The 19,181-nt window shown below is 53.5% G+C and carries 4 protein-coding genes; all 4 read left to right on the top strand.

Features of this window, described 5'->3' with window-relative positions; translation table 11 throughout:
* Positions 1-376 precede the first annotated feature (376 nt).
* The 4 genes from IX84_RS05860 to IX84_RS05845 all read left to right on the top strand — a co-directional run bounded on the left by IX84_RS05860 (position 377) and on the right by IX84_RS05845 (position 19,100).
* Positions 377-2,497, top strand: coding sequence for a proprotein convertase P-domain-containing protein (locus tag IX84_RS05860; RefSeq protein ID WP_044217468.1), 2,121 nt, complete (start codon positions 377-379; stop codon positions 2,495-2,497).
* A gap of 375 nt (positions 2,498-2,872) precedes the next feature.
* Positions 2,873-5,983 (top strand): PD40 domain-containing protein, encoded by a 3,111-nt coding sequence (locus tag IX84_RS05855; RefSeq protein WP_044217466.1) that lies wholly within the window; start codon positions 2,873-2,875, stop codon positions 5,981-5,983.
* Between the two features lie 809 nt (positions 5,984-6,792).
* Positions 6,793-7,602 carry a helix-turn-helix domain-containing protein gene (locus IX84_RS05850; protein WP_044217464.1) on the top strand — a complete coding sequence of 270 codons (810 nt, stop codon included), beginning with the start codon at positions 6,793-6,795 and terminating at the stop codon, positions 7,600-7,602.
* A 374-nt stretch (positions 7,603-7,976) separates the two neighbouring features.
* A complete protein-coding gene (locus tag IX84_RS05845) occupies positions 7,977-19,100 on the top strand; it encodes an HYR domain-containing protein (protein WP_160213675.1) in 11,124 nt (3,707 codons plus the stop codon).
* The last annotated feature ends 81 nt before the right edge of the window (positions 19,101-19,181 follow it).

The raw sequence follows: 19,181 nt of genomic DNA, 5'->3' as shown, positions 1-19,181 counted from the left end.
GAGGATTTTCGCAGAACAGGTAACGCCTATTAATCAGGCACGAGAAAACCGGAGGATTTGCGTACATCCACCAACTCCTTTTATTGAGGGGGCATGCAAAGTGCGCGAAGAGCCGGTAGTGCCGCTTTCTTCCCCTTTGTGTCCCCCCACCTTTTTACTACAATTCAAAAAACAAAGCCTGGTATTTCCCCAAAATAACCTTATCTTTACGGCACAAATCACAGAGAGCAGATTTCTCTTTCAGAAACGCACTCGTACAAATCACAAACTTAAGATTAGAATTTATCAAGTCACTGGCCAGTGTCAGGTGCCTTGGTATTCATTGACCAGATGTTGCCGTGCCAGTGTGTGCGGCCAACGCCAAATCATTAATCTTATGAACGGTTTTGTACGCAACCTCTTCTTTTTTACCCTACAGCTTCGGTCCGGGCTGGTCCTGGCACTGCTCCTTAGCGGAGCCCTCGCGCACGCTCAGATTTATCAGGGCACTACCGGGGATATCCCCGATGACGAGTGCCCGGACCTCACGCCCTTCACCGCTGAAGTACCCCTGACAGGTGAAATTGGCGATGAGCACGAACTGTATTACGTACAGCTCAATATTGATCATACCTGGTCCGGCGACCTTGATATTTACCTGACTTCCCCTTCCGGTACTTCGCTGGAACTGACGACCGACAACGGTTTCGGCGCCAATTACTACAATACCCGCTTCCAGGATGGTGAGCTGCCCATTACGAGCGGCATGTCGCCTTTCGAAGGGAAATTCCAGGCCGAAGGTGGGTCCATCGCTGCTGCTTTCGAGGGGGAGCCCGTTAATGGTACCTGGAAGCTGGAAATCTGCGACGATGTGCGTACCGACAAAGGCACCGTTGTCGATTGGTCGCTGGGTTTCATCCCGCCCATGCGTAATGATGTTTGTCAGCGGGCAACTGAACTCCTCTGTGGTACAACGGTGAGCGCTTCAAATGAGCTGCTGACGATCGTAGATAGCCCACCGGCTTGCTTTGAAGAGGTCGGTCAGGGGGCATGGTATACCTTTCAGGGCAATGGCGAGATTGGCGTGCTTACTACAGACAACCCCGGGACAGATTTCGATACCCGTATTTCCGTATATGTCAGCCCGGATGGTTGCGAAGGTGACTTCACCTGTGTGTTGTCAGATGACGATGGGGGCACGGGCAATACGTCTTTCCTGCATGGCATCACACAATCTGGCGTAACTTACTATGTCTACGTGGGTGGGGCCGATGGCGCTACCGGCAATTACGAACTGACCTACACCTGCCACCCCATACCGGAAGCGGTATGCCAGAGCTTTGACCTTATCCTGGGGCCCCTGGGCGAGGGTACGGTTTATCCTTCTGATATTGACGATGGCAGTACGCCGGGTTACGAGGCAATTGACCTGGCGACCTCCGGGCAGGCTACATTCTACTGTGATGATGTGGAAGTGCCGCAGTCCGTCCGCCTGGTCGTGACTGATGCACTAGGCTATATGGACAGCTGTGATGCCGATGTGACAGTGGCCATAGGTGATACCCTGCTGCCAGGCTGGACGGGTCTCAATGTAGGGTTTACTCCCGGCGGAAGTACTTTTGCCTACAATCCCTGTACTTCCGATAACCCGGAGCGTGGCGAGTTCACCATCACCACCACCGCTTTCAATCAGCCTGACCTGACCGAAGATAACTACGCCTATATTACCCGGACCCTGTGTGGCCGCACCGGCTTGCAAGTGGAAGTGGAATCCATAGATCCCAGCAGCAATATCGGGCTTATGATCCGGGCCAGCAATGATCCATCCGATGTTTATGCCTCTTTTACGACCAACCTGACCAGTATTTTCCGCTGGCAGGAGCGTTTCGTTTTCGAAGGAGACCGTAACGTACTCTTCTATGGTGATTTCCCTGGAGATAGCGAACGAGTATTCATGCGGCTCTGGCGAAAGCCTAATAACAACGTTGTAAGGGGCGCACTGCGCTTTGGCAACAGCCCTTTCGCGCCCATTCATGCCGTAGAGCTGGATCTGCCCGAATGTGTTGAAATAGGGATGGCTTTGTTTTCTGCCAACGACCAGGTCACAGCCGGTGGCGTAGTGAGTAATCTGCGCTTTATTGGCGAAGAACCGGAAGATACAGATGGAGGCCATTCGGAAGTCCTTGCACTCTCTCAGGAAACGCTCGATGCCTGGGATGCAGAGTGGGAGCGGGCGCGGGCGGCACAGATGCCTATGCCTCAGCAAGTGGTGGAAGGGACATTGGGCGGGGCATTCCGTGCATATCCAAATCCGGTGCAAGGCCTGCTTCAGGCACAGCTGGAGGTGCCGCTGCCGGCTTCTGCTCAGTTGGAGCTTGTTAACGCATTCGGGCAGCTGGTGCGGCAACAACAGCTTGGCGCCGGACAAGTGCATGCCGAACTCAACCTCGAAGGCCTGGCTAAAGGTATGTACTGGCTGAAACTTGGGGATCACCTGCAGCGCATTAGTGTGCAGTAAAACCCTAAACCCTAATGCCCTGAAAAGCGCTGATTGCACCCGTTGCAGTCAGCGCTTTTTTAGACTGTGTTGGGAATTCGCTTTTGGAGCGAATGTAGTCAAATTTTGTTCTGAACAAGGCGCGATGAAGAAGCATAGCCTGAGCTAAGCGACTGAAGAGCAACGAAGTGCAGGATAAAATTTGGCAAATGCAGCCCAAAGGGTGAAATCCCAGCACAGTCTTATTTGCTAACAACAGCTTAACGTTGTTTAAGAAGACTTTAACCGAAGCCGTGCACTTATCGCCTGTTTCAAGTGTTAATAAGATGGTTAAACTGCTGAACTCCAGTGGGGTATGGCACTAACTTATTTGCTTCAGATCCAAACAGGAAAGCTATGAAAATACAACATCTGATCTTGCTGCTTGCTGCGGTATTGAGTGCTCAGACTTTGTCTGCACAGTACTTTGGTCGCAATAAAGCGAAGTACGAAACCTTCGACTTTGAGGTATATCAAAGTCCCAATTTCGACATTTACCACTATCTCGAAAACCCGGAACGCCTGCGGGAAATCACAGAGGAGGCGGAGCAGTGGTACCGCATGCATCAGCATGTACTGCGGGATACCATCGCGCAGCGCAATCCACTTATTTTTTATAACGACCATGCTGATTTTCAGCAGACTAATGCCATCTCCGGCAATGTGGGGGTGGGGACCGGTGGTGTGACAGAGGCCCTGAAAAACCGGGTCATTATGCCTTTTGCGATGTCGCATCAGCAGACCCACCATGTACTGGGGCACGAGCTGGTCCACGCCTTTCAGTACAATATGATCCTCAACGGGGATTCCACCAACCTGCAAAGCCTGAGCAACCTCCCGCTTTGGATGGTGGAGGGTATGGCAGAGTATCTTTCTATCGGCAGTATTGATGCACACACCGCGATGTGGATGCGCGATGCGGTGCTGAATGATGATATCCCAACGCTTGACGACCTCAATAACCCTAAGTATTTTCCCTACCGGTACGGTCAGGTCTTCTGGGCTTTCCTCACCGGCCTGAAGGGAGACGAAATCATTGAGCCTTTCTTTAAAGGTGTAGCTAAGTACGGTTTTGAGGAGGCTTCCATACGGGTGCTGGGCATGACAAAAGATGACTTATCAAAGCTTTGGGTGGACGGCTTCAGGCGTCATTTTGGTGCCGCATTTGATACCACGGCAACGACCGACCGCCTGGTAGGACGGGAGTTAATCGGCACCGAAAACGGCGGTCGCATGAATGTCGCCCCGGAAATCAGCCCTAACGGGCGGTACGTCATCTTCCTGTCTGAGAAAGACCTCTTTTCCATCGACCTTTTCCTTGCGGATGCCCGCACCGGAGAAATCATCCGTAAGGTGGCGAGCAGCACCCGCGCCGGGCATATCGATGACTTCAACTACATCGAAAGTTCCGGGGCCTGGTCCGCCAACAGCCGGGAGTTTGCCTTTGTCGCTTTTAGCAAAGGGCGCAATATTCTGGTCGTGAAGGATGTGGAAAGTGGTAAAACGGTGCGTGAGTTGCGCCCTGAGGGGCTACAGGCCTTCAGCAATCCGGACTGGTCGCCTGATGGTAAGCACTTTGTCGTGACGGGGCTGGATCATGGCGAGACCGACCTCTACCTCATCGATGCCCGCACCGGTGCAGTTGAACAGCTTACTGATGATGCCTACTCAGAAATGCATCCCAAATGGTCAGAGGACGGCAGTCAGATTGTATTCTCAACCGACCGCCTGGCCCGGGAGCGGGGGCGTACCAACGGCCGCTGGGCCTTCAACCTGGCTACCTTTGATATGGCAAGCCTGCGCGCTACGGATATTGATGTTTTCCCCGGTGCCGATAACCTGAATCCGGTTTTCGATACCACGGGTAATATCATCTTCCTGTCCAACCGCGATGGTTTCCGCAACATCTACCGTTATGAGCCATACAGCCAAAAGGTCTTTCAGCTGACCGACCTGATTACCGGCGTGAGCGGCATTACCCACTATGCACCGGCGATCAGCATAGCCCAGCGCAGAAACCGTGTGCTGTATACTTACTTTTCTCAGAATGGCTACCGAATCTACCGGGCCCGCCCTATCGATTTCCTGAATAAGGAGGTAGACCCTCTGGAAGTGGACTTCGAAGCGGCACAACTGCCCCGTTTCAATAAAATGGTGCAAAGCAAGGTGGACCGTATTCTCCAAAAACTCCCGCCTAAGGCAGAGCTGGCAGACTCCGCGTTGACCACGGTGCCCTACAAGCCTAAGTTTCAGCTTGATTATGTGGGCGGTAGTGCCGGCGTGGGCGTAGGCACAAGCAATACCTTTGGCGCACAGACCGGGCTGGCAGGTGGCGTAGATCTGCTATTCAGTGACATTCTGGGCGATAATCAACTGTTTACCAGCCTGGCGCTGAACGGGGAGATTACAGACTTCGGCGGGGCCCTGGCCTACATCAACCGGAAAAGTCAGCTCAACTGGGGCGCTTCCATCTCTCACATGCCATTTCGGAGTTTCGCCTTTGGAGGTAGAGGCATTGATCGCCTGCCAATTGATGATGACCTAACCATTCCCGTTCTGGCGGATACCTTCTTCGTGCAACGGATTTTTGAGGACAAAGCCACGGTATTTGCCGCTTTACCATTCTCCACTAAGCTTCGGGTGGAGGGGTCGGCTTCCTTTGCCCGTTACAGTTCCCGCCTCGATCAGTACGTCAATTTCTACGAGACCGATGGTACATTCGTAGGGCGGCAACTGGGGCAGGAACGGGAAAAGCTGGACAGCCCTGAGGGGTTCAATCTGTGGAATACCGGTGTGGCGCTGGTTGGCGACAACGCTCAGGGGGGGCTGGTTGGCCCGCTCAATGGCCACCGGTTCCGGTTTGGTGTGGACCGCTTCTTTGGAGAGTTTGATTACTTCCAGGCCACAGCAGACTATCGTAAATACAAATATTTTAATTGGTTTGGGCTGGCGATGCGGGCAATGCACATCGGCCGGTACGGGCAGGGCGCGAACGAGCTTTTCCCCTACTATGCCGGTAGCAGCTGGTTTATCCGGGGCTATAGTACACGCGATGCAAGTGCCATTCTGAACCAAAACGGCCGCTCCATAGACGAGCTCTTTGGTAGTAAGCTGGCAGTGGCCAACTTTGAGGTACGTATCCCTTTCACCGGGCCGAAGCGCCTGGCGCTGATTAAATCCGGGCTGCTTTTCTCTGAGCTGACGCTCTTTGCAGATGCCGCAGTAGCCTGGTATGATTTTGAACAGCTCAGCGGGCCAACTTACCGGACGGACAACGAAGGTAACCCCCTGATTGGGCCCACCGGCGAGCCCATCGTAGACCGGTTTGGTGCGCAACCGCTGATGAGCGTGGGCGCTTCTATGCGGGTAAACCTGTTCGGTGCTCTGGTACTTGAGCCTTACTATGCCATTCCGCTACAGCGGGAGACAAAGGGGACGTTTGGGCTGAACCTGATCCCCGCCTGGTAATCAACACTAGTGCGACTAGACCGAAATAGTTGACAGTCTTTTCATACTTGAGGGCTTACTGGTGCTGGGCGTTAACTGTCAAGCATCTGCAGCTCAATCCACTGGTTAGTTTAAATACGGCAGAGGCTGTGGTGAGCAATCCTTCATCACAGCCTCTTCGTTTTGGGCAAAAAAAGAGGGCAACCGTGGTGGCTGCCCTCAGAAACTTGGATTAGTATGAAAAAACGCTCTTGGTAATCTTTCAGAAACCCAAAGGTTGCTGTGCAAAACGAGCACAGCAACGTAACTTGGATTAGTATGAAAAAACTCTATTCTTCAACAGGCTTGTCCTAAGCCTGTGCTACGCTTGTTTGCCCTGTGGAAAACCACAGGCATGAATTACCAGATTTGAAATAGCAGGGGATAATCAAAAGAACGCACACCGCCCGGGGGCAGTGGCAAATGATGATGTGCAGATAGCGCAAAGCAAAAAGCTTCGCTTACAAGTCTATTTCAGTCGGGTATTTAAAGGACGCATACCAGTTAGGTTTGGTTGCATCTCCTGGCTACGAAGATGAAGGAATCTGTGTTAAAGTTCAAGTCTGTCATTCCGCTTTTCTATCAACAGGTACTTTTTTAAGACTAAAGGACACTTTTTTTTATGTGTGCCCTTTACTATTTTTGTGGAGCAAACACTGCTTTGGCGACACACAACCCAATAATTCCTCTCGTCTTAGCGCTCGTGTTCCCAAAGGTTCCCTTCATCATCTTCTGTCTGAAATGCCAGGCGGAGGGTCGGTCTTGTTGAAGACCGGGGTAAATACCGAAGAATGGAACACCTGGAATCTTCTGGGATCATCATTACCGTTGTCTCGATTGCTTTAGTGATCAATACGGTATTGCTTCTGCTGCTTATGCTGCACTTCCGGCGCATGAGAAGTAAATTCCTTATGCGTTGGGAGGAACTCGCACAACAGCTTGGGGCCCTGCATCGCTGGTCTTCCATCAGTGCAGAGGACAAGTCTGCGCCTTTCGAATCCACCCAACCCGATAAAGGGCCTGTGGCCGCAGCTTCGCAGCTACCGGCTGTCCCCCCTTCCCTTGCACTATCTGAAATGCTGAAGCCACTCGCTGACCCGTCAGTATCCCGGGAAATTAAAGCGGCCACCCTGGAGCAAGCGAGGGAGGTCATCGATACACTGGAACAGGAGATCAATAGCGGAGCAATAGCGCCATCAGAGGGGAGTGGCGCATCCGAACTTTCGGAGTTGGAGGAAGCCCGTGCAGAGGATTCCGGTCAACAATCAGATGTCTGGATTACACAGCTCGAAGAAGTCATTATCGCTCACCTGGGGCACCCTCAGCTGAGTACGGAGTTGTTGTCAGAGGAGATGGGTATCAGCCGGCGTCAGCTGCTGCGGAAGGTCAAAAAGGAAACAGGGCTGAGCACAAGTACTTTTCTCCGTCAACTGCAAATGAAACAGAGTTACGCCCTGATTCAAAGCGGCGAATACGAAACGGTAAAAGAAGTGGCACGGGCAGTGGGCTTTTCGGATGCCGGTTACTTTTCAACCCTGTTCAAGGCTGAATTTGGTGTTTCCCCATCGGTGGTGATTCAGGAAAACCAATCGTCGGGCTGAGCTGAAATACCCAATGTGTCCCCTTTTTCAAGTATGTGAAAGGCAATATGTCCCATTTTTCAGAACATCAGGATAGCTGCAAAAGCACTCAGGCACGTAATTTTGAGCATTCCTAAATCAAGCGCTTTTTACCGATTGGTGAAAAGTCTCCGTATGCACAACCCAAGGTTCCCACAAAAAATCAGGCAGTCAAAGCCGCTGACACTAATGATTTGACGACCGACCTATTGCACCAAAACTGTCAGTAGTAAAGACTGTCTGGCCCATCAACAACCCGATTTCCAGCAACCGATTTAGCTCATCCTGACAGGGGTATGCCCAGGCAGGATAGGGTTCGTATTGACACCTTTTTACAAATCATACTCATGAATGTGATGAAGCAAACTCTACTTTTACGCTCTTCCTATGCGTCAGAGCGGCTGTCTCAGGCGCTGCGCTGCTCACTGCTGTTGGCCCTGCTTCTTGGAGCTGCCTGGCCTGCCCTGAATGCGCAGTGTACCTATACCCGGGGGTCCAGTGGCTACCTGTCTCAATCGTACACCCAACCTGGCCCTATGGACCCGGCGGTGAGCTACAGCACCAGCTTTGGGGTTACTCCCACGCTCGTGGCTGCCAGTTTTGTTGCTACCGACGATATGGAAATCACCTTATGCTATTATGGTGACATGAATGATCCCAATGAGCGCTGGGATGTGCGCATCTCCGGGCAGACTTTTGCCAATCAGGGGGCTTTTGGCTCAACGACTTCCGCCGGCTCTCCCCGCTGTATCGACTATATCGTAAGTGCGGCCAACGTATCCAGTGACCTAAGCGATGGAGATATCGACATTCAGTACCTCAACTTTGAGGCCGGATGGGTGACCGGCGATGCCTTCAATGCCCGCATCGATGAGGCGCGTTTTGAGTATGATTTGGACTTGTCAGTAGCTGCCATCAGCGACCGTTGCCAGGATGGAGCAGATTTTAACGTTACGGGCACACCATTCATCAACCCGCTCGATGCCATTCTCGCTGGCATTGCCGTTGGCTATTCTATCACCCCTAACCCGGGTAGTGGGGTCTTCGATATAGTGACCGGAGCGTTCGACGTATCAGATGCGGATCCCGGCAGCTATAACGCCAACTACCGGGTAAGCTATGGAGATTGCTACTTTTCTGTTTCAGAGCCCTTTGAGATTTTCCGGGCTCCGCGGGCGAGCCTGAAGAATACGGATATTGACTGTGTGGCGGAAGGCGGAACCGTAGACCTGGTCATATTATATGATGGTGCTATAACAGGTGGCGGAGACTTCTCCATCGTTTCCGGGCCCTCCGCAACCATTGACGGAAATCAAATGACAGTGCCTCCGGGTGGGGGGACTTTTACCATTCGCTACCTGGCTCCAAACGATAATGGATGTGCAAACCCTCCTTATCAGGACGAGGCTACCCTGAACATCTCTATCGGGCCGGACCCCGATATAACAATTAGTGGGGCTACATCTCCGCTGTGTACTTCCAATACTACTTTTTCTATCAATGTCGGCCGCAACAGCTCCGGTCCTAATCCGGTCGTGACAATCGACAACGGAACAACGGTGATGACCGGTAACCTCGGCAGTAATACCCTGTCTGCACCCGTTGGTGCCGGTTCTATCACTTACGAGATTTGCCTGGAAGAATCGAATGCCACCTGTGATGCCACTGATTGTGAAATCTTCACGGTATTCAATGACGGGCTGGACTGTGGTGCCAACGCACCGTTCAGCTCCCAGTGCCCACCCGATGAGGGGCTTCATGACCCCTGTGTAATCAATACACAGCCAGGACTGCTGATTGGGTGTTCGTTGATTTCTCTTGAAACGCCCCCTCTGCTTGGGGCGGAGGTCGACCCTGTCAACGGTGTGATCCAGTGTTCGGATGAATCCGTTGAGGTTGACTGGCAGGGTAGTTTAGGCGGAGCTATTGGCGATGCTGTGACAGGTGGGCCAACCTTGGGTAGTATTAACGACGCAGCTGAGGTGGTTTGTGATGTGATTACCTATGAATTCTGTGTAGATGTAGGTTTTGCAGAGCCCTGCTTTGACCCGCTTCCACTTGGATCCTTTGAAGATGCCTGTGATCAAACAATCGGGCAGTTTGTATTTGGCCTGCTGGGTGATGTTATCGGTGGCCCGGAAGCCGGCGGTGGTGGCATCATTGTAGCAGATACGGATGGTGATGGCGCCTTCGATTACCTGGCTGAAGAGTACGAATTTCCAGATAATGGCCGGGTGACCATCCCGAACAATATCACCACTAAAAGTGGTACCATAACCGTTCGTAATGTGGTAGGCTTTCCGCTGTTCCCCGAATCGGCTTGTGGCGTCGTCCACGCCGATGATATCAACCTCATCGATCTGCTGCCTCTTGGGTTTATCCCTGTGGCTGGTGATGTTATTGAGCAGGTGTTGGTCTCTGCGCAGTGTGGTGCCAACCTGCTGTTTAGTGACGAGGAAACGCGTGAAATTCAGGTTATCAATACCACACCGCCTACTTTTGCCAGCTGCAACGAAAGCGGCTATGTCTTCACCGAAGATCTGGCTTGCACGACCGAGGCCAACTGGTCCATCCCTCAGGTATACGATGGTTGCAACGGCGAGGTGCTGCCTTTCATTGGCGTAACCAACGGCGTAGACCTGACGTTCTTCAACGGTACAGCCCCTGCGCCTATCGTACCCAACGGGCCGGGCGTCTATCAAACCGCTGGACCACTGCCTGGCTCTGAGTTGCCGGCCGGTACCTATGAGGTCACCTACACAGCTTATTCCTGTGCGGGAGTGGAATCCTCTTGCACCTTCCCGGTAGTAGTAGAGCCCGGCGACCCTGTGCTTGAATGCCCACCTGACCTTGTGCTCAAGAACGATGTGGATCAGTGCTCCGCCATCATCACCGGCCTTGCTCCGGTAAAAGGCGTGGGCTGTGCAAGTGTCATCAACTACGCTATCGACTATCCGGATGGCACTGGCTTCATTGATGTGGTGACCAATACCTTATATAGCGAAGCTAATCAGGGGACTTTCAATGACGCAAGTGGAGAAGAATTCCCGGTAGGTGTCTCTACTGTCACTTACACCATGATGGTCGACATCAACGGCGATGGCGATATCCTGGATATGAACGAAATGCAGACCTGCAGCTTCCTGGTGGAAATCCTCGATGCACAGCGTCCGGTAGCGGAGTGTCAGGATGTGGAAGTACAACTGGACAATACCGGTAATGTGACGGTATTTGCAATGGACCCTTTCACGGGCGAGTCTTACATCAATGCCGGCAGCTTTGACAACTGTGATCCGAGCCCGGAAATCCTGATTGCAAAGGCAGATCAGGTATTCGGCCCATCGGTATTCTTCGACTGTACGGAGGTAGGCGCCAACTACGTGAACCTTCGGGTGACCGACGAATTTGGCAACCGCTCCAACTGCCTGGCAGAAGTGACCGTCCGCGATTTCTTCGATGGCGTTCAGCTGAGCTTTGATGCCCCGGAAATCTGCTTTGAAGCGAATAACCCTTCTCAGCTGGACTTCCGCAACTACCTGACCATCACCCTGCCCAATGGTTCTGTGCTGACCCACGATCAGGTGGAAAACAGCCCCTTCTTTGGCGATGGAGTGGGAGCCTTCGGTATCACGGCGTTCGCGCCAGCAGCCGGTTCTTCCTCTGTTGACCCGGGCGTGATCTCCTCAGATGGTATTTACGAGCCGGGCGAAGGCACGGGCTTTGTAACCGTATCTTACGCATTGGCATTGCCTGGGCTCGATATCCCGCAGAATGGCAACTTCGCCCTCGCGAACTGCCTTGAAATCGTACACGAAACCTTTGAGCTCCGTCAGCCACTCGATATGCCGGAGCCGGACTGCGAGTGTATCGTACAAAACGAGCGCATCGTAGACCTCGGTACCGTTACCGGGGGGCTTGAGCCTTACACCATTCAGTACGATGGTGGTCAAATCGATGTCAATAACGACGGTATTATTGACGATGTGGACGGAGAGTTTATCTACGATCCCGGCCGTGGCTTTGACATCAATGACTTTGAGCAGGACCTTGGCGAGCTGCACATTGTCTACACTCAGCCTACCTGGTCGATTGCGGTTGTGGACGCCCGTGGGTGTGAAATCTTCCGCTCCGGCTCCTGCGATAATGACGACGATACGGAAGGCCCCGAGCTGCTGTGCACCGGTGCAGCTGACCTCTTCACAGAGCCCCTGAATTGCGAAAGTCAGTACAGCTGGGACCATGTGCTCCCCACTGACAACTGCGATGTCATCTTATACACCTATACTATTACGAACCCGGATGGCTCCATCGAAGGGCCCTTCGACCTGACGACCCTGCTTAACCCTGACATTACGGAGCCGATCCCCAGCCAGTTTACTGGTGAGTATGAATTCCAACTGGGGACGACTACCGTAGCCTACTATGTCGAAGATGCCGTTGGCAATTTTGATGAGTGCAGCTTTGAAGTCACTGTTTCCGACGATGACGCACCCTACTTTACCAACTGCCCCGAGCCGGTAGTGGAAGTAGAAACGCAGGAAGACCTCTGCCAGGGCTTTGCGAACTTCGCCCTGCCCGTAGCGGACGACAACTGCGATATCCCTACGGTTACCCAGATTGACGATACAGGCCTGACACCGGGCGACCTCTTCCCCATCGGGACTACCGTGCTGACCTACCGGGCGGAAGACCTGGCCGGCAACTTCACGGATTGTAGTGTAATGGTGATCGTGCACGATTTGGAGGACCCGGAAATTCTTTGTCAGGATATTACTGTGCCCGTTGGCGCCAGCTGTGACTACCTCCTGACGCCAGACCGCCTTGATGCCGGGACGACCGATAACTGTACCACTGGCTCCGGCACAATCATGCTGGTCAACAGCCTCGATAACCAGAACTATGTCGATGAAATTGAATTTGATCTTGACGACCTGATCAACAGCCTGGTAACGGTGTACCTGCAAGCTACTGATGAAGCGGGCAACAGCTCCTTCTGTACCGCAGAGGTCAACTTGGTAGACGAGACCGCTCCGACGATCATTTGCCCGGAAGACCGTATCATCTACGCGGAGCAGAATTTCTGTGCCGGTAAGGTGCCTAACCTGGCTGCCGAGCTGACGATAGATAACTGCGCACCCATCGATACCGTATATCAGGTGCCGAGCCCTAATACCTTGTTTGGCACCCACCATGGCGATTCCCTTTACGTGGTCCTCACCGTGGTGGATATAGAAGGCAATACCGACACCTGCGCTGTGGAACTGACCCTGCAGGACACCATCAGCCCTGTTTTTGTGAATTGCCCTGAGCCAGCCGTGATTGTGGATGCGCCTGATACCTGGTGCAGCGCCTATGCCAACTTCTCCCTCCCGCTGGCAGAAGATAACTGTGCAGTGGCTTCCGTTACCCAGATCGATGATACCGGGCTGACTTCCGGAGACCTCTTCCCCGTTGGCATCACCGTAATGACCTGGGAGGCAGCAGATAACGCCGGGAATACGAGCCGCTGCGACGTGAAGGTAGTGGTCAACGATTACCATACCCCACCGACGATTACCTGTACAGGTGATGTAACCACGAATAACGACCCGGGTGATGCCGGAGCCGTCGTAGACAATATCGCTCCTGCCGGTGTGACTGACAACTGCGGGGACAACCTAACGGTCATTTACCGCATACAAGATGAAACGGGCGAAGTGGTCAACAGTGGCTTTGATGATGCCAGTGGCACCTTCTTCGACCTGGGGACTTATACCGTAAGTTATGCTGTACAGGATATGCCACTGCTCCTGATTACGGAGGTCACGCATGATATTAGCGATCCTGTAGCTGGTACACTACCGCTGCCCGCTGCGGCTAGTAACCCAACAGGCGACTATGTGGAGATCGCCAACTTCAACTCTGCTGACCTTGACGTATCGCAACTGCAGATAGAGCGTATTCATAACGGCGGGCGCGATACCCTGGTGGTGCCTACAGGTATTGTACTTGAGCCCGGTGGAGTACTTGCTGTACACTTCGGAAGCGGTGCCGATGATGCGGCCAACTGCATTTTCAACGTGCCCGGAGCATCAGACCTGAGCACCACGACCGGGGCCGCCTATGTCGTTAGCCTAAGTGGAGCAATCCTGGATGCAGCTGTATTTGGCAGCTTCTCTACCGCAGCAACCCTACCATTTGCTGACTGGAGCGGCTTCGTGCCCGGCAACGGTTCAGGCATCGTCCGCACGAGTGTTTGGGATACCAATACCGCGGCTGATTTTGCCTACGGCGAGCAGTGTATGCCAACGTCTGTCGGGCAGCCTAACCCTTTCCTTGCTAGCCCGGTGCCAAATGGTACGCAAACGGCCATTCAGGCACAGTCTACTGTGCGGGTGGAATGTGGTTTCGACGTGACCGTAAATGATAACGAATTCCCGCTCTTCGGGCTGTACAGCGAGCCCTACATCTACACAGGCAGTGATATGCTGCTCGAAGCCGGGGAATGTATGACCTCGACCATTGACATCACAGACAGCTATACGATTGCAGATGTGAACCTGATTTTCCAGGGCGAAATTCCGGAGTTTGGCAACCTCAGCCTCACCCTCATAAGCCCGTCCGGACAGGAAATCGTACTGGCAGATGCCATCTGTGGTGCTACTGCGGGTGCGCAGTTTACGTTCGACAGTGACATTGACAACATCCTGCCGTACTTCTGCATCCGTCTCAACAGCAATGAAAACCTGAATGCATTGGGCGACCTCGACCTGCTGAGCGGCAGAGACGTGCAAGGTACCTGGACCCTTCAGGCCGGGCATAACGCCGAACTTTCCGATACCCCCATCCTCATCAACGGCTGGCGACTATCCATTCAGGAGTGGCTGACCTATGACCCACAGGGCAATAGCAATACCTTCAGCAGTGCCCCTGTAGCCGCTTCTGCATTGGCAAATCAGCAAGATGTGACACTGAATGCAGGCACCGGGCTTTGCCAGGCACCCTTTACCTGGGTACACCCGGTGATGTTTGATAATGGCCCGGAAGGGGGAAGCCTTTCTATGGTTATCGAAAATGAGGACGGTGATGTGCTCACGACGCAGAGCCTGGACCCCGGTGCGCCGGTAAACGAGGAGGTGTCCTTCAACTTCCCGTTAGGCGTTTCCACGGTCATTTACACCCTTACAGATGAATCGGGCAATGTCTCTGAGAATATCTTCACGGTACAAATCAATGACCTTGAAGCCCCGGAACTGATCTGCCCCGATGATGTGGTGGTGGAGCTTGGCCCTACCGAATGTGAGGGCAGGGCTTTCCCCAACCCGCAGATCGACGAGGACAACTGCGGCGTGGTCTTCTTTACCTACGATCCACCTCTCAATGCGTTGCTGCCAATTGGCGAAACCGTGGTGACGATTACAGCAAGTGATGCCACTGGCAACGAAACCAGCTGTACCTATACCCAAACGATTGTAGAGTATACGCCAACACATCCGGAACTGACCTGCAACGACACCATCAATGTGTCCCTTGGGCCGGATTGTGAGGCCCTGATCACTGCGGATATGCTACTGGAGGGCAACGACTACCGTTGCTACGACAACTACAATATCACGCTGATACCGCAAAACCCATCTTACAACGGGCAAGCCTTGCCAGAGCCTGTTATTCCACTCGACCTGGCGGGAGAATACATCATCGCAGAAATTTGTGATGCATCCACAGGAGAATGCTGTTGGGGTATCGTTCGGGCTGAGTTCAAGGAAGAACCGGAATTCATCTGCCCGGCTGATGCAACCGTCCTCTGTAGTGATGACGTGAGCCCGGCAGCCCTGGGCGAACCTGAAGTAACCTCCTGCGTGCCGGGCGGTGTAACGATTACTTATACAGACGAGTTTGTGGACAATGGCGAGTGTGCGTCCCCCCGCGTCAATATTAACCGGACCTGGACGGTAACGGATGGGCAGGGCAATGCTGCAAGTTGTATACAAAGCATTGTAGTGCAGGAACTGCAGCTCGATCAGGTGGTTTTCCCGCCTGATTACAATGGCGTGGAGGAAGCGCCACTAAGCTGTCAGGCTGTTGCTGCTGACCCGAACCTGCTATCACCGGACTCTTTGGGCTATCCAACCCTTGATGGTACGACCAATATCCTGGACAACAGTTTCTGCTCAGCAGCGGTCTTCTACGAAGATGAAGTGTACGAGACCTGCGAAGGGAACTCCCTTATCCTGCGGACGTGGAAGGTGCGCAACTACTGCCTGCCTACAAGCGAGCCTGCCGTAGAGCATGTGCAAACGATACGCATTACTGATTTCACCGGACCGGAAATTCTGTGCCCGGAAGATCAGGTCATCAGTACCTCCCCATTCGGCTGCTCGGCATTCCTGACCCTGCCTGAACCGAACCTCGTGGAAGGCTGTGCGGAAGCCACCTACCGGGTATCTGTGAGCGGCGGCGCCCTGTCCCTGCAACCCGATGGCACTTACCTGCTCAGCAATTTGTCGGTAGGCGTTTATGTGGTTGACTACCACGTGACCGATGCCTGCGGCCGGCGTACGGACTGCAGCATTACGGTAATGGTGGAAGATCAGATTGACCCGGCAGCCATTTGTAATGATCAGTTGAATGTCACCGTGGGTGGTGGTGGCTACGGTCGCGTCTTTGCTCACGATGTGGATGAGGGCAGCTGGGACGGTTGTGGACTGGAGAGCATCTCGGTGCGCCGGCAGTACAACATCGACAGCGTGACCTGCTCGCCTTTGGCAACTCCTTACTTCTCAGCCTGGGGTGACTATATCGACTTCAACTGCTGTGATGTCAATGACTCCATCAAGGTAGAATTGCACGTGACCGATGTGCATGGCAATGAAAACCTATGCTGGATAACCGTAGTGCCGGAAGACAAACTCGCGCCTTACTGTGAGGCACCGGATAACGTGGTGGTCGATTGTGATGACCTGCCCTACGGATTTGATGCAGCAGATGCGGATCAGCTGGAAGAGCTCTTTGGGGCCCCCACTGCTACCGACAACTGTGGGGTGGATGCCGTGCAGCAAATTGCCTCCAATGCCGACCTGGAGTGTGGTTTTGGCAGCATCACCCGCATTTTCCGTGCAACGGACATCCACGGGCTGAGCAGTACCAACAGCTGCGTACAATCGATTACCATTAACGAAGTCCACAACTACGAAATTAAGTTCCCGGCAGATGCGGAGTCCAACTGCGGTACAGCCACACCGGATACAGTGAGCTACAATGAGCTGGCCTGTGACTTGCTTGCCGTTACCCATGAAGATGAGTTCTTCTCCGCTTCCGGGGACGAATGCTACAAAATCTTCCGGACCTGGAAGGTCATCAACTGGTGTCAGTACGATGGGGAGAGCGATCCTCACCTGGTTGGCCGGGACGAAGACTGCAACGGCACGCCGGGTGATGCGCATGTGTGGCTCCTGGCCCGCCCGAATGGTAAAATCTACTTTGACGAGGATACGGACGAAACACCAGATAACAACGTGCCGGGTGTGAACCTGTGCGGGGTGTCTGATGACTACTACAGCTTTGAATATGACGAAACCGGCTACTATCAGTACACGCAGATCATTAAGGTGTACGACGATCAGGCGCCGGTCATCAGCTTCGGTACGGCAGATCCGTTCTGCTCCCTCGATAGCGAGGACTGTGATGCAACGGTCACCTATGGCTTTACCGTAGCCGAAGACTGTACTCCGGATGCGCTGTCCATCACGGTCGCAGTTGATGCCTTCAATAATGGTAGCTTTGAGGTACTCACAGATGCGCTGTCAGGCGCTTACCCGAATTACACGATCGAAGGGGTCTTCCCAATTGGAGACCACACCTTCGAAGTAGTGGTGGAAGATGGTTGCGGCAATTCCGACCTGGTGACGATACCGTTTACAGTGGAAGACTGCAAGGCACCGGCACCAATCTGCCTCAATGGTATAGCCGTGGAGCTGATGCCGGTAGATCTGGATGGCGACAATCTGCCCGACCCGGGGCAGGGCATGGCCGAAATCTGGGCGAGCGACTACGTGAACGTCGCTTCTCAAAGCCCGGACTGCTCTGAGCCGATCCAGTACTCTATTAACCGGGTTGGTGAGCCAAACGATCCTGATCAGACCGGCCTGGTGCTCACCTGCGATGATGCGGGTACGCCGGTCATCGAAATCTGGGCCTATGATGCTGCCGGCAATGGCGACTTCTGCGAGACCTATATTCTGGTACAGGACAATATGTCGGTCTGCGGGGATGCAACACCAAGTATTGCCGGTTTGATTCATACCGAGGACGATGATCCGGTTGAAGGCGTAATGGTTGGCTTATCTGGAGGGACCGGTGCAGACTTCATGACTGAAAACGATGGTACCTATAGCTTCTATGATATACAGCCTGGCCTGGATTATACCGTGACGCCGCAGCTCGACACGGACCCGCTTAACGGCGTGAGTACCTTCGACCTGCTGATGATTTCCCGCCACATCCTGGGGATTTCCCCTGTAGATGGCCCGTACAAGCGGATTGCTGCGGATGTCAATCAATCAGGGTCCATCACAACGCTCGATATGATTCAGCTCCGGAAAATGATCCTGGGCGTACAGATCGGCTTTAGCAACAATACGAGCTGGCGGTTTGTGGAAGCGGACTACGTTTTTGCCAATCCGCTGGAGCCCTGGGATGAAGCCTTCCCTGAACTTGTGAACCTGAATGACCTGCCGGCTACCGGCATCAATGGGCTGGACTTCGTCGCCGTAAAGGTGGGGGATGTGACCGGTGATGCCGTGGCTAACAGTTTCAGCAGTATTGAGAGCCGTAACTACAGCCACAGTTTTGTCCTCCACACACCGGAGCAGGAAGTGTTGCCTGGCCAAACGGTGGAAATCCCGTTCCGGGTCAACGATGCGGTGCGCCTCCTTGGGCATCAGTTTACCCTGAAGCTCGGAGGGCTGCAACTGGAGCAGATTGAATACGCGGCTATGCAGGAAGGGCACTTCGGGCTGGCCCACCTCGATCAGAGGCTGCTGACGGGCAGCTGGAATATGGAAACGGAAGGGCTGAACGAAGGAGACCTGCTTTTCACCGTTCGTGCGAAAGCCATACAGGGCGGGCTGCTCAGCGACATGCTCTCGCTCAATTCGGAAGTGACCCGTACGGAAGCTTATGATCTGGTCAGCGGCACATCCGGCCTCGTGCTTGGCTTTGTGCAGCCGCAGGATGTGTCCCAGCCGTTCGCACTGCATCAGAATGAGCCGAACTCCTTCCGGGAAACCACAGTAGTTCGCTATACCGTTCCGGAGGCTGGCGATGTGACCTTCACACTGCGCGATGCGGCCGGCCGATTGCTGCTGCAGGAAACTCAGGATGCAGCTGCCGGTGACAATTTCTGGATGGTCAGCAAAGCCAAGCTGCCTTCCGGGCTGATTTACTACACGATAGAAACCGCCTTCGGCACCGATACCAAACGGATGCTGCTGACGGAGTAAGAATAAGTTTGTGATTTGTATGATTTGTAAGCCGGGTGCCTGGGGTGCCCGGCTTTTTTGCTTTTCTGTAGTACCTTTAGG

Source organism: Phaeodactylibacter xiamenensis, from assembly GCF_000759025.1.
Lineage (GTDB): Bacteria > Bacteroidota > Bacteroidia > Chitinophagales > Saprospiraceae > Phaeodactylibacter > Phaeodactylibacter xiamenensis.
This window is presented reverse-complemented; position numbering and strand designations above follow the sequence as displayed.